Raw genomic sequence first — 12,590 nt, forward strand, 5'->3', positions numbered from 1 at the left:
CCAGGAACCAGGAACCAGGAACCAGGAACCCCAGAAACACGGAGCGGGCGGCCGGTCCCGGCCTCCCGCTCCGCCGCCACTCCCCGTGGCCGCACCGCGAACGCCCGTTGGGACGTCCACGCTGCGCAACCCTCCGTAGGGCAAAACGCCCATTTCGGGATCTAAGCACATGAATGCGCGATTTTCTCGACGCGCCGCCGACATGCCCGAACACACCCGGCGAACGCCGTAGACAGGACTCCCCGTCCCTCACCCCCGGGAGTCCCGATGACCATCTCCCCCGCCAAGCTCTCCGACCCCACCGTGCGCGCCTTCGTCGCCGCGGTCAACGCGGGCGACCGCGACGCCTTCCTGGCCACCCTCACCCCGGACGCGACCATGTCCGACGACGGCTCCGACCGCGACCTGCCCCAGTGGATCGACAAGGAGATCTTCACCGTCCGCGGCCGGATGGACGTCCAGACCGAATCGGACGGCGGCCACGCGCTGATCGCCAACTTCACCAACGACACCTGGGGCGAGATGCGCACCGCCTGGCGCTTCACCCTCACCGGCCCGAAGATCACCCGCTTCGAGACCGGCCAGGCCTGACGGCTCGGGACCGCGCCCGCCGCTACCCGGACAGCCCCAGGCACCCCCGCACCGCACGGATCAGGTTGCGCGAGCGGATGTCGCCGGTGACGCCCGGCTGCATGCCGTTGGTGACGTAGCCGAAGCCCAGCCCGAGCTCCGGGTCGGCGAAGCCCAGCGAGCCGCCCCGGCCGGGGTGGCCGAAGCTCGCCGGGGAGGCCATCGGCGCGGTCGGGCCGTGCCGCCAAAAGCCCAGGCCGAAAGTGGAGTTGACGATCAGCACCCGGTCCGGTCCGCTCACCTCGGGCCCGACCGCGCGGGTCAGCACCCCGGGCCCGAGCAGCGGCGGCAGCAGCGCGCCGGAGCCGTCCGGGCGGTCGGCGGCGCCGATCAGCGCCGCGTAGAACCGGGCCAGCGAGCGGGCGGTGCCGATGCCTCCCGCGCCGGGGATCTCGGCGGCCTGCACCGCCGGGTCGTTGAGGTCCACCCCGGGGCGCACCGAGGCGAAGGACCGCGCGGTCAGCGAGGCCGGGTCCTGGTAGGCGTCCCGGACGGACTGCTTGGGCCGCAGCCGCAGCCCGCTCGGCCCGGTCCGGGCCGCCTCCGGGGCGGGCAGGTCGACCAGCCGGCCGACCCTCGGCGCGGCCCCGGCCGGCAGCCCGATCCACAGGTCCAGCCCGAGCGGCCGGGCGATCTCCTCGGCGAAGTACTGGCCGATCGTGCGCCCGCTCACCCGCCGCACCACCTCGCCGACCAGCCAGCCGAAGGTGTACGGGTGGTAGCCGTGCGCGGTGCCCGGCTCCCAGGCGGGCGCCTGCGCGGCCACCGCGGCCACCGCGCGCTCCCAGGTGAGCACGTCCTCCAGCCGCAGCGGCACGTCCAGCGCGGGCACCCCGGCCTGGTGCGACAGCAGCCAGCGCACCGGCACCCCGCCCTTGCCGGCCTGCGCGAACTCGGGCCAGTAGGAGGCCACCGGGGCGTCCAGGTCGAGCAGGCCGCGCTCGGCCAGCAGCAGCGCGGTGGTCGCGGTCAGGCCCTTGGTGACCGAGCGCAGCACCTGGGCGGTGTCCGCCGTCCAGGGCACCGCCGGCGCGGGCCGCCCGCCGACCTCGGGCCGGGCGTCACCGCCCCACAGGTCGACCACCTTGCGACCGCGCACGTACAGCGCGAAGGCCGCGCCCAGTTCGCCGTACTCGTGGAAGTTCCGCGCGAAGGCCTCCCGTACGGGCTCGAACCCCTCGGCCGTCTCGCCCCAGATCTCCACCACCGCGCGCCACCCTCAGCCTGTCCGGTTCCTGCGTTCCCGCCCGCGTCCGATCGCGCACGAATCACATGCGGATCACATGCGAATCGAGCTCGGATCGCACTCGAAAATCGTTCGAAGCGGGCCCCGAAACCCTAACCTGTCCGTCATGACCAACCCTGCCGAAGAACTGCTGGACGTCGTCGACGAGCACGACCGGGTGATCGGGACGGCGCTGCGCGGGGAGGTGTACCGGCAGGGGCTCACCCACCGGTGCGTCTTCATCCTGGTCCGCGACCCGGCCAGGCGGATCTTCGTCCACCGCCGCACCGACACCAAGCTGTTCGCCCCCGGCGCGTACGACATGTTCGTCGGCGGCGTGGTCGGCTCCGGCGAGACGTACGCCGAGGCCGCCGTCCGCGAGGCCGAGGAGGAGCTCGGCGTGCACGGGATCACCCCGCGCCCGCTCTTCAAGTTCCTCTTCCGGCAGGACCGGCTCTCCTGGTGGAGCGACATGTACGAGGCCGAGTGGGACGGCCCGGTCCAGCCGCAGGAGTCCGAGGTCGCCTGGCACGCCTGGCTCACCCCCGCCGAGCTCGCCGACCGCCTCGCCCGCGACCACTTCGTCCCCGACGGCCGCGAGGCCTACCGCCGCTACCTGGACCTCCACGCCGCATAGGCCCCGCCCCGGACGGCGGATAGGGTGGCGCGCATGGCCTCCCGTACGCCGTCGCCGACGGCCGCCCGCGCTGCACGGACCCCCGCCCCGGAGCAGGCCCCGGAGCAGGCCCCGGACCGGGCGGCGGGCCGGACGCCAGGCCGGGCGGCTGCCGGTGAGCGGCCGCGCCGCAGGCTCAGCGTGGACGAGCGGCGCGAACAGCTGATCGCCGTCGCGCTGGAGCTGTTCAGCCGGCGCCCGCCCGAAGAGGTGTCGATCGACGACATCGCCGCCGCCGCGGGGGCCTCCCGGCCGCTGGTGTACCACTACTTCCCCGGCAAGCAGGCGCTGTACGAGGAGTCGCTGCGGCGGGCCGGGCGGGAGCTCTCGGCGCGCTTCGAGGAGCCCGCCGACGGGCCGCTGTCCGAGCGGCTGTACCGGGTGATGGGCCGCTACCTGGACTTCGTGCAGAGCCACGGGCCCGGCTTCGCGGCGCTGCTGCGCGGCGGCTCGGTGGCGGCCAGCGCGGGCACCTCGGCGGTGATCGACGAGGTGCGGCGGGCCGCCCACGACCAGATCCTCTCCCACCTGGCGATCCCCGCGCCGAGCCCCGGACTGCGGCTGACCGTCCGGGCCTGGATCGCCAACGCCGAGATCACCTCCCTGGAGTGGCTGGCCGAACGCTCGGTGCCGTTGGAGGACCTGCAGCTGCACCTGGTGCAGGAGTTCGTCGCCACCCTCACTCTCACCGCCGCCCGGGAACCGGCGCTCGCCGCCGAACTCGCCTCGTTCTTCGCGGACGAGCGTCCTGACGGCCCGACCGGGCGCCTGGTGCGGGAGCTCGCCGGACTGTTCGCCGTCCCCGGGATCGCCGAGGCGGTCACCGCGCTCGCCACCGCACCGTCCGGCGAAACGTCCCCGCAGGCCACGGGCGAAACGGCCGCGGCTCCCATCGGGTGATCCGCCGGTTCGGTCCCGACAGCGGGCTCTGATAGGAATGAGCACGGATCCGACGGCACGCCGCCACGGCGCGCGCGGACCCACCCGAACCAGCGGACCGCAGACGCAGCAGAGCGGGGGGCTCAACAGTTGACCCAAGACGTCCAGTTCAGCGCGGAGGCCAATCCCTTCGCAGCGGCGGAGCAGGTCTGCGCGACCCTCGGCACGCTCACCGACGCCCTCTTCGACGAGCGCACCTCCCGCCATCCGGCGGCCTCGCTCAGCACCCTGCGCCCGGCTGAACACCCCGCCGCCGAGGCACTGTTCGGCCTCCCGCTGGCCCCGAACGGCCCGGTGCACGCGGCCGTGGACCGGCTCGGCACGGTGCTCACCGCCGGCACGGCCCGCCCCGGTAGCGGCGCCCGGGTCGCCGACCGGGTGACCGCCGCCCTCCACACCCGCTACGGCGGCGGGGCGGTGCGCGGCGCGATCGCCGACCGGGGCACCACCTCGGCCGCGCTGTTCCACCTGCCGGTCACCGGCGAGTTCGCCGACCCCAAGCTGCGCCCGCCGTTCGCCCCGGCACTGGCCGCGCTGGCCGCCGGGCAGCAGACCCGCCAGCCGGTCGAACTGGCCACCGGCGCGGGTGCCGAGGTCCGGCTGGTGGTCCCGCCCGGCTTCCACCCGCTGACCTCCCCCGGTGGTCCGGCCGGGGTCTGCTCCCGTACGGTGCCCGCGCCGGCGGGCGGGGCGGGCGACGTCGCCCCGGCCACCGCCGCGGCCGCCGAGGAACTGACCGGGCATCTGGCCGAGGTCGCCGAGGAGCTGTTCAGCGGTGACGGTCCGGAGCGGCGCCGCGACTTCGCGGTCATCGCCGCCACCCTCGCCGACCTGGTCCACGACGCCGGCACGGTCTACGCGGGCGTCTGCGCGCTGGACGTGGACGGCCGGGCCTCCGACGCCGCCCTCGTCGTCTCGCTCGCCCGGCACCCGCTGCCGATCACCGCGCTCGCCACCGAACTCGCCACCGTCCGGCGGCACGCCGAGGTGTGGACGGTCCTGCTGCCGGCCGGGCCGGCCGCCGTCCTGGTCGAGGGACGGACCGTCCCGGTGCCGGGGCCGCTGTCCGCCGACGGGCAGCGGCGCTGGGTGGTCACCTCGGCGGTCGAGGCCTTCGTCCCGCTGCCGGACGGCGGCACCGTGCTCTGCGTCCAGCTGTCCACGGCGCAGCCGGAGGACTGGGACCTGTACACGCGGGCGTTCGCGGAGCTGCTGAAGAGCGTTCAGTTCGGCTGGGACGGGGAGGTGGCCGGCGCCGTGCCCGCACCCGCGCCCGCCACACCTGCTGCCACTCCCGCTCCCGTCGAGAAGGAGCCGGAAGAGGCGGAGGAGGCGCCGGCTGACCTGCGCGGCACGCCGGTGCAGCTCCCGCCCGAGGACTTCAACCCGTTCGCGCCCGTCGCGGAGGCCTCCCCGGCCGACGCCGAGCCGCAGGCGGCGCCAGCCCGGCGGAAGGGTACGCCGGTCATGGTGCCCCCGCCGGACTTCAACCCCTTCGCCCCGGAAAGCCTCCCGCCCACCCCGGACACGTCCCCGGCAGCGGCCGCCCCGACCACCGACCCGTTCGGCACGGTGACGGCCGACCAGTCGGACCCGTTCGGCACCACGCTCGCGGCGCAGGGCCCGGCCGTCCCGCCGCCGCCTTCCGCGCCGCCGACCGTTCCCGCGCAGGCCGTTCCCGCGCAGGCCGTTCCCGCGCAGGACGCCCCGCGCAAGGGCACGCCCGTCATGGTGCCCCCGCCGGACTTCAACCCCTTCGCCCCGGAAAGCCTCCCGTCCACCCCGGACGAAGCGACGGAGACCGACGCGGCGGAGGCTTCGGGCCCGGAGACCAGGCCGTTCGGCTGAGCCCCGGCAACGGCCCCCTCCGACCGGATCCAACCCCAGGGGGCCGCGACAACGCGACGCCGAGAGCCGACAGTTGGCCGCTGCCACGGACAACACCCGGACGCGGCAGGAGGGTTGGCGAGGCCCTGCGCCGTCAGCCCGCGCGCCGGGCCAGGTGGACCACGTCCGGCACGCCGCGGCTGACCGGGATCTCGTGCGTGACGACGTCGGAGAAGCCCACCGCCCGCAGCGCCTCCTCGAAGTCAGCGGAGGGCTGGGCGCTCCACACCGCCAGCACCCCGCCCGGCTGCAGCCGGTGCCAGAGCACCGCGAGCCCGTCGGCGCCGTACAGCCCGGCGTTGGAGTCGGTGACGGTCCAGTCCGGGCCGTTGTCGATGTCGAGGCACAGCGCGTCGTAGCGCTCGCCGTCGGCCGCCGCCAGGTACTCCAGCAGGTCGGTGTGGAGGACCTGGACCCGCTGGTCCTCCAGCGCGCCGCCGGAGAAGGCGCCGAGCGGCCCGTTCCGGTGCCAGTCGATGATGGCGGTCTCGCGCTCGACGATGGCGATCCGCCCCCAGCGCGGCTCGGCCGCCGCGTACGCCAGCGAGAAGCCGACGCCGAGGCCTCCGATCAGCACCGAGGGCTCTGCGGGGGCGCCGGTGCGGTCCAGTTCGTCCAACGCCGCCTGGATCAGCAGGCGTTCGGAACGGCCGTCGGCGGTGTCCATCAGGAAGCAGCCGTTGGCGATGATCTCGAAGTGCCGACCGCGCCGGCGCAGTACCACCTCGCCGAACGGGCCGTCCCGCCGGTCGAGCGTGACGACGGCCTCGTGAGCGTCCCGTTCGGGCAGTGCGGTGGACATGCGGCTTCCTCAGCGGACTCGGGTGCAGGAGCGTCCCGGCGGACGAGTACCCGCCCGACAATAGCCGAGTCCACCTCTGCGCCCGTCACGTCGTGACCAGCACCCCGGCGTAGGAGACGCCCGCGACGACCACCCAGGAGCCGAGCCCGAGCAGGGCGAGCCGCCCGCCGGTGCGGACCATGGTCGGCAGGTGCACGGCGCTGCCGAGACCGAACAGCGCGGCGGCCAGCAGCAGTTCCTGGGCGTCCCCGGCGAGGGTGAGCGCCCGCTCCGGAAGCACCCCGGTGGTCCGCAGCACGATCATCGCGAGGAACCCCGCCACGAACAGCGGGACGATCGGCGGGCGGCTGCCGGTCTTGACCGGGTTCTTCGCAGGGTCTTCCCCCGACTCCTGGCCCGCCCCGACGACGGCCGCCCCGTCCCGTCGCGCCCGGCGCCGCACCGCGATGGCCATCCCGGCGACCAGCGGCGCCAGCAGCACCACCCGCATCAGCTTGACCAGGACGGCCTCCCGCAGCGCACCCACCCCGCCGGTCTGCGCGGTGGCGACCACCTGCCCGACGTCGTGCACGCTCGCGCCGACCCACCGCCCGAACTCCACGTCGCCCAGCCCGAACGGCTGCTGGAGCAGCGGCAGCACGGCGATGGCCAGCGTCCCGCACAGGGTGACCAGGGCCACCGAGGAGGCGACGTCCTCCTCCTCGCTGCCGGCCGCCTGGCTGACCGCGCCGATCGCCGAGGCCCCGCAGATGGAGTACCCGGTGGCGACCAGCAGCGGCTGGTCGCCCGGCAGACCGAGCCGCCGGCCGAGCCAGAGCGTGCCGGTGAAGGTGGCCGCGACCACCGCGAGCACCATGGCGACGGTGGCCCAGCCGAGGCCGAGCACGTCGTCCAGGCTGAGCTTGAGCCCGAGCAGGACGATCCCGAGCCGCATTAGCCGCTTGCCGGCCATGGACAGCCCTGGCCGGGCCACCCCGCGCACCACCGGGCGCAGCCCGGGCAGGTGGGCCGCCGCCATGCCGAGCACGACGGCGGCGGTGAGCTTGGGCACGGCGGGCACGGCCGCGTGGACGGCGATCGCGGCGGCCACCCCGGCCGCCGCGAGCAGCAGGCCGGGGGCGTCCCCGCCGAGCGGGGGCAGTGAGCGGGTGCGCGTGGCGCGCTCCCGGAGGGTCAGTGCCACGCCGCCCTCACTGCTGCTGGTCGGCGGGCAGCCGGTAGACGCGCCGGATGCTGGTGCCGAGCCGCGAGACGTCCGCGCCGTACACGTGGATGGAGATGGCGGTGCTGTTGCAGGCGTTGCGCACCAGGTGGATGTCACCGGGCGGGGCGAAGGCCGCGACGGTGCCGGCCGGGCCGGCCACGTGCTCGGTCTCGACGAGGTGGGCGGTGCGGCCGTCGGAGACCAGCCGGTAGCGGGTCTCGCTCTCCTGGCCCTGGTGGACGCCGGCCACGCACCAGGAGACGTGGTCGTGGATCGGGGTCTGCTGGCCGGGCAGCCAGACCAGGGCGACGACGGAGAAGCCGCCGTCCTCCTCGGCGTGCAGGACGTGCTGGCGGTAGCGCTTCGGGTCGCCCTCGCGCTGGGCGGGGGTGAGCAGCGCGTCGGGCCCGTCGGGGTCGGCGTGCAGGTGCGGGGCGAGGCGTTCGCCGACCAGGTAGGCGGTGAGTTCCGGGGGCAGTCCGCGGTCCACGACGGCACGGATCTCGCCGATCAGGGCGGTCATCCGCTCGGTGAGCCGGTCGCTGCCGACCGTGGCTGGGGGTGTCATGCCAGCAGGTTCGGCTGCACCGACCCATCACGTCCAACGATGGTTCTTAAGCTTCCCCCCAACTTCAGCTTATGAATCGCCCCGGCGAGCACCCACCGGAGCCACGACTCAGCACCCGATCCGGTCAGCACCCGATCCGACTGGCCGCCGCCCGCCGCAGATGGTCCAGCACCAGCCCGGTGGCCGGTATCCGCCGGTGCTCGCGCAGCACGTACGCGCTCACCTGCCGGCGCAGGTGCGGTTCGACGGCCCGCCCGGTGACCTTGCGGTGGCACATGAAGGAGAGCACCAGCGCGGGCATCAGCGCGATCCCGACCCCGGCGGCGACCAGGCTCTGGACCGCGAGGTTGTCGTCCGTGGAGAACACGATGTCCGGCGCGAAGCCCTCCTCCGCGCAGACGTTCAGCAGGTTGGCCCGGCAGCGCGGGCACCCGGCGATCCAGCGCTCGCCGTCGAGGTCGACGAGCCGAACGGCGTGCCGACGGCCGAGCGGGTGTCCGACCGGCAGCAATACGGTGAGCAGGTCCTCCATCAGCGGGATCTCGTCCAGCCCGTCGGGCACCTCGGTCGCGCCGCCGGGGTAGCGGAAGGCCAGCGCGATGTCGCACTCCCCGCGCAGCAGTCGCTGGACGGAGTCCGGCGGTTCGGCCTCCAGCAGCTCGACCCGCACACCGGGGTGTTCGGCGAGCAGCCGGGCCATCGCCTCGGGTATCAGAGTGGCGTTGGCGCTGGGGAAGGCGCAGACCCGCACCCGCCCGGCCCGCAACCGGGCGAGCGCGGCGAGCTGCTGCTGGGCGGCGGAGAGGCTGCCGAGGATCAGTTCGGCGTGCCGGGACAGCGCCTCGCCCGCCTCGGTGAGCCGCAGTCCGCGCCCGGCCCGGGTGAACAGCGCGACGCCGACGGTGCGTTCGAGCGCCTTCATCTGCTGGGTGATGGCGGGCTGGGTGTAGCCGAGCTCGCGGGCGGCGGCCGAGTAGGAGCCTGCTCTGACGACCTCGTGGAACGTCCTGATGTGCCGTGAGTCGAATACCGGCTCCATGGCCCCTCCCCCGGTCGTCGTCGTCGAGCCTCCGCAATCATAAGAGGAAATTGGAGGTGCCCGCTCTATCCCCACCCGCACCTATGGTTCAGGATCGAACCAGCCTTCTCACTGCTGCGCGGACGGCGGCAGCCCCATCGCCACCCCGGCCTTGACCACCGGCGCCCCGCCCCGCATGCTCGGGCTGCGCCGGCTGCGGCGCTCGACCCAGCGGGCGAGCCAGGAGAGCAGCAGGCACATGCCGATGTAGATCGGCGCGATCACGATCACCACGGGGATGAACGGCAGGTCGTAGTCGAGGTTGGTGGCGATCAGCTTGCCCGCATGCAGGAACTCCTCGTAGGTGATCAGGAAGCCCAGCGAGGTGTCCTTGAGCGCGACCACCAGCTGGCTGATGATGGCCGGCAGCATGGCCCGGTTGGCCTGCGGCACCAGCACGTACGTCATCACCTGAGTCTTGCGCAGGCCGAGCGCGTAGGCCGCCTCGCGCTGCCCCTTGGGCACCGCGAGCACGCCGGCCCGGAAGACCTCGGCCAGCACCGAGCCGTTGTACAGCACCAGCCCGGCCACCAGCGCCCACAGCGGCTGCACCTTGAGCGCGACGAAGACGAAGAAGATCATCACCAGCAGCGGCATGGCCCGGAAGAACTCCACCACCACCGTGGAGAGCACCCGCACCACCTTGTGGTCGGACAGTCGCCCCGCCGCGAACAGCGCGCCGAAGGGCAGCGCGAACAGCACCGTCCAGCCGAAGGCCTTGAGGGTGTTGCCGAGCCCGCTCAGCAGCAGGTCCTGGACGCCCCGGTACTCGAAGGGCATCCACTTCTGGTACGTGAACTGGTGGGTGTGGAAGAGCATGTAGACGATCCAGCCGATCAGCGCCGCGATCAGCAGCAGCGCGATCCCGCCGTACAGCCGGTGGCGGGCGAGCGCCTTCGGACCGGGGATGTCGTACAGCGCCGAGGATCCAACGGTCATCGCGACACCGCCACTCGTCGTTCCAGCAGGTTGAAGACGGCGCTGACGGCCAGGGTGATGATCAGGTAGCCGACGGCGATCCAGACGAAGGTCCAGATGATGCTGTAGCCCAGCTCGTTGATCGTCCGGTAGGTGCCGAGCAGTTCGGTGACGCTGAACGAGCCGGCGATCGCCGTGTTCTTCGCCAGCGCGATCATCACACTGCCGATCGGCGCGACCACCGACCGGTACGCCTGCGGCATGACCACCACACTCATCGTCTGCCCGAAGCTCATGCCCAGGCTGCGCGCCGCCTCCCCCTGCCCCACCGGCACGGTGTTGATGCCCGAGCGCATCGCCTCGCAGACGAAGGCCGAGGTGTAGCAGCCGAGCGCGGCCACCGCGAAGACGAAGAACGGCAGCGTGATGTTGAAGCGCGGCAGGCCCAGCACCACGATGAAGAACAGCAGGGTCAGCGGCGTGTTGCGCAGCAGCGTCACCCACGCCGTCCCGAACACCCGCAGCGGCCGGACCGGCGAGACCCGGAAGCCCGCGATCATCACTCCCAGCACCAGCGACAGCACGGCGCTCACCGCGAACAGCGAGAGCGTGCCGAGGAAGCCCTCCCAGTAGGTCGACCAGTTGTCGGTCAGCGTTTTCACGGCGCGGCCCTCTCAGTACCGGTCGATCGGCGGCGGTGTGGGCGCCGGCTCCCCGGACAGGCCCAGGGTCGCGTCGTAGGCCTTCTTCCAGTCGCCGTTCTGCTCGTTCTGCGCCAGCGCGTCGTCCAGGGCCAGGCGCAGCACGGTGTCGTTCTTCGGGGTGCCGATCCCGTACGGCTCCTGGGAGAACAGCGGGCCGACCACCTTGAGCTCGTCCGGCGCCTTGGCCGCGTAGCCCAGCAGGATCGCGTTGTCCGTGGTGACGGCGTCGACCTGGCCGGTGATCAGGTTGTCCACGCAGGCCGAGTAGGTGTCGTAGCCGATCAGCTTCGCCTTCGGGAACTGCGACTGGATGCGCTGGTACGGGGTCGAGCCGGCCGCCGAGCAGACCTTCTTACCGTCCAGGTCCTGCGGGCCGTGGATGGTGTTGTCGTTCCTGCGCACCAGCAGCGACTGCCCGGCGATGAAGTACGGTCCGGCGAAGCCGACCAGCTTCTTCCGGTTGTCGTTGATGGTGTAGGTGCCGACGTAGAAGTCCACCTGGCCGTTCTGCAGCGCGGTCTCGCGGTTGGCCGAGGCGATGGTCTTGAACTCGATCCGGTCCGGCGGAAAGCCCAGGTAGGCGCCGACCATCTTGGCGATCTCGATGTCGAAGCCGGAGTACACGCCGGTGGCCGGGTTCTTCTCGCCCAGGTACGGCTGGTCCTCCTTGGCGCCGACCACCAGGTGGCCCCGGCTCCGGGCGGCGTCCAGGGTCGGCGAGCCGGTGATGGAGGCGGCGTCGCGCACCTGGTAGCTGGGCAGCGCACTCGCCTGCGGGCCCTTGGGCGGCGGGGTGCCGGGCTTGCCGCAGCCGGCGGCCAGCACGGCGAGCAGCAGGACGGCGGCGAGCGCCGTCCGGCCCCGGGCGGCGGTGGTCTTCCTCGTCACGGCGCCGCCTCAGTGCTTCAGGATCTTGGACAGGAAGTCCCGGGCGCGCTCGCTCTCCGGAGCGTTGAAGAAGTCCTCCGGGGCGCGGTCCTCGACGATCCGACCGTCGGCCATGAAGACCACCCGGTTGGCGGAGGCCCGGGCGAAGCCCATCTCGTGGGTGACCACGACCATCGTCATGCCCTCGTGGGCGAGCTGGCGCATGACGTCCAGCACCTCGTTGATCATCTCGGGGTCGAGCGCCGAGGTCGGCTCGTCGAACAGCAGCGCCTTCGGGTCCATCGCCAGCGCCCGGGCGATCGCCACCCGCTGCTGCTGGCCACCGGAGAGCTGGGCCGGGTACTTGTCGGCGTGCGCCTCCAGCCCGACCCGCTCCAGCAGGGCGCGGGACTTGGCGTCCGCCTCCGCCCGGGGCCGGCCGCGGACCTTGATCTGCGCGAGCGAGACGTTCTGCAGCACGGTCTTGTGCGCGAACAGGTTGAAGGACTGGAACACCATGCCGACCTCGGCGCGCAGCCGGGCCAGCCCCTTGCCCTCCTCGGGCAGCGGCTCGCCGTCGATCAGGATGGTGCCGTCCTCGATCGGCTCCAGGCGGTTGATCGCCCGGCAGAGCGTCGACTTGCCGGAGCCGGACGGTCCGATGACCACGACGACCTCGCCGCGGCCCACGGTCAGCTCGATGTCCTGGAGGACGTGCAGGTCCCCGAAGTGCTTGTTGACGCCGCGCACCTCGATCAGCGGCGTGAAGGCCGACGGCCCCGCCTGGGCCGGCCCGGGAGCGCTGGTCACCGGCCGCGACGCCCCTTCAGCAGCCAGCCCAGCGCGCCGCCGGCGAGCAGCGTGGCGAGCAGTGCGATCCAGAGCGGCGCGGTGACGGTGAACACCCAGAACTGGATCTTCACCTTGTCGAGGTTCGCGAACAGGAACCACACGGCGAGGACGACGATGACGCCGATCCCGATGTACCGGGTGGGGATCCCAGCGATCTCGCTGCGTTTGGAGCCGGACGAGCCGTCCGAAATCTTGGTCACCGGAGCAGTCTGCGGGCCGGGGATCCGATTTGCCCGGTTA

General features: G+C 73.1%; 14 protein-coding genes. 4 read left to right on the forward strand and 10 right to left on the reverse strand.

Annotation, left to right across the window (positions count from 1 at the left end; all coding sequences use genetic code 11):
* The first annotated feature begins 267 nt into the window (after nt 1-267).
* Entirely contained in the window at nt 268-591 is a 324-nt protein-coding gene (locus ACFVHI_RS23205; protein ID WP_363377241.1) for a nuclear transport factor 2 family protein, read from the forward strand.
* 22 nt (nt 592-613) lie between these two features.
* Here ACFVHI_RS23205 and ACFVHI_RS23210 read toward each other — a convergent pair whose 3' ends face one another.
* On the reverse strand, nt 614-1,837 hold the full coding sequence (locus ACFVHI_RS23210; protein WP_063350118.1) for a serine hydrolase domain-containing protein: 1,224 nt from the start codon (nt 1,835-1,837) through the stop codon (nt 614-616).
* Between the two features lie 145 nt (nt 1,838-1,982).
* Between ACFVHI_RS23210 and ACFVHI_RS23215 the strand changes: the two genes are divergently transcribed.
* The 3 genes from ACFVHI_RS23215 to ACFVHI_RS23225 all read left to right on the forward strand — a co-directional run bounded on the left by ACFVHI_RS23215 (nt 1,983) and on the right by ACFVHI_RS23225 (nt 5,318).
* Nucleotides 1,983-2,492 (forward strand): NUDIX hydrolase, encoded by a 510-nt coding sequence (locus tag ACFVHI_RS23215; protein WP_380342262.1) that lies wholly within the window; start codon nt 1,983-1,985, stop codon nt 2,490-2,492.
* Nucleotides 2,493-2,525: 33 nt separating this feature from the next.
* On the forward strand, nt 2,526-3,431 hold the full coding sequence (locus tag ACFVHI_RS23220; protein WP_380342265.1) for a TetR/AcrR family transcriptional regulator: 906 nt from the start codon (nt 2,526-2,528) through the stop codon (nt 3,429-3,431).
* A gap of 129 nt (nt 3,432-3,560) precedes the next feature.
* Nucleotides 3,561-5,318 carry a hypothetical protein gene (locus ACFVHI_RS23225; RefSeq protein ID WP_380342268.1) on the forward strand — a complete coding sequence of 586 codons (1,758 nt, stop codon included), beginning with the start codon at nt 3,561-3,563 and terminating at the stop codon, nt 5,316-5,318.
* Between the two features lie 133 nt (nt 5,319-5,451).
* Here ACFVHI_RS23225 and ACFVHI_RS23230 read toward each other — a convergent pair whose 3' ends face one another.
* From ACFVHI_RS23230 to ACFVHI_RS23270, 9 genes are all read right to left on the reverse strand, one after another.
* On the reverse strand, nt 5,452-6,159 hold the full coding sequence (locus tag ACFVHI_RS23230; RefSeq protein WP_063350114.1) for a hypothetical protein: 708 nt from the start codon (nt 6,157-6,159) through the stop codon (nt 5,452-5,454).
* Between the two features lie 85 nt (nt 6,160-6,244).
* A complete protein-coding gene (locus ACFVHI_RS23235; RefSeq protein WP_380342334.1) occupies nt 6,245-7,336 on the reverse strand; it encodes a YeiH family protein in 1,092 nt (363 codons plus the stop codon).
* A 13-nt stretch (nt 7,337-7,349) separates the two neighbouring features.
* Nucleotides 7,350-7,931 carry a cysteine dioxygenase gene (locus ACFVHI_RS23240; RefSeq protein ID WP_380342271.1) on the reverse strand — a complete coding sequence of 194 codons (582 nt, stop codon included), beginning with the start codon at nt 7,929-7,931 and terminating at the stop codon, nt 7,350-7,352.
* A 124-nt stretch (nt 7,932-8,055) separates the two neighbouring features.
* A complete protein-coding gene (locus ACFVHI_RS23245; protein WP_063350112.1) occupies nt 8,056-8,970 on the reverse strand; it encodes a LysR family transcriptional regulator in 915 nt (304 codons plus the stop codon).
* A gap of 108 nt (nt 8,971-9,078) precedes the next feature.
* Nucleotides 9,079-9,948, reverse strand: a complete 870-nt coding sequence (locus ACFVHI_RS23250) for an amino acid ABC transporter permease (protein ID WP_063350111.1) — start codon at nt 9,946-9,948, stop codon at nt 9,079-9,081.
* Nucleotides 9,945-10,589, reverse strand: a complete 645-nt coding sequence (locus ACFVHI_RS23255; RefSeq protein WP_063350110.1) for an amino acid ABC transporter permease — start codon at nt 10,587-10,589, stop codon at nt 9,945-9,947. Before ACFVHI_RS23255 ends, ACFVHI_RS23250 begins: the two co-directional genes overlap by 4 nt.
* Nucleotides 10,590-10,601: 12 nt before the next feature.
* Nucleotides 10,602-11,519: a glutamate ABC transporter substrate-binding protein gene (locus ACFVHI_RS23260; RefSeq protein ID WP_063350109.1), complete on the reverse strand. Its 918-nt coding sequence runs from the start codon at nt 11,517-11,519 to the stop codon at nt 10,602-10,604.
* A 9-nt stretch (nt 11,520-11,528) separates the two neighbouring features.
* Complete coding sequence (locus ACFVHI_RS23265) at nt 11,529-12,257, reverse strand: amino acid ABC transporter ATP-binding protein (protein WP_063351563.1); 729 nt, start codon at nt 12,255-12,257, stop codon at nt 11,529-11,531.
* A 47-nt stretch (nt 12,258-12,304) separates the two neighbouring features.
* Nucleotides 12,305-12,550 (reverse strand): LapA family protein, encoded by a 246-nt coding sequence (locus ACFVHI_RS23270; RefSeq protein ID WP_363616943.1) that lies wholly within the window; start codon nt 12,548-12,550, stop codon nt 12,305-12,307.
* Between the last annotated feature and the right edge of the window lie 40 nt (nt 12,551-12,590).

The organism is Kitasatospora sp. NPDC127121, from assembly GCF_042677305.1.
GTDB lineage: Bacteria > Actinomycetota > Actinomycetes > Streptomycetales > Streptomycetaceae > Kitasatospora.

Coding starts and splice junctions, on each gene's coding strand:
- ACFVHI_RS23220 (WP_380342265.1), top strand. CDS start 2,526: ATGGCCTCCCGTACGCCGTCGCCGACGGCCGCCCGCGCTGCACGGACC.
- ACFVHI_RS23240 (WP_380342271.1), bottom strand. CDS start 7,931: ATGACACCCCCAGCCACGGTCGGCAGCGACCGGCTCACCGAGCGGATG.
- ACFVHI_RS23250 (WP_063350111.1), bottom strand. CDS start 9,948: ATGACCGTTGGATCCTCGGCGCTGTACGACATCCCCGGTCCGAAGGCG.
- ACFVHI_RS23245 (WP_063350112.1), bottom strand. CDS start 8,970: ATGGAGCCGGTATTCGACTCACGGCACATCAGGACGTTCCACGAGGTC.
- ACFVHI_RS23205 (WP_363377241.1), top strand. CDS start 268: ATGACCATCTCCCCCGCCAAGCTCTCCGACCCCACCGTGCGCGCCTTC.
- ACFVHI_RS23230 (WP_063350114.1), bottom strand. CDS start 6,159: ATGTCCACCGCACTGCCCGAACGGGACGCTCACGAGGCCGTCGTCACG.
- ACFVHI_RS23215 (WP_380342262.1), top strand. CDS start 1,983: ATGACCAACCCTGCCGAAGAACTGCTGGACGTCGTCGACGAGCACGAC.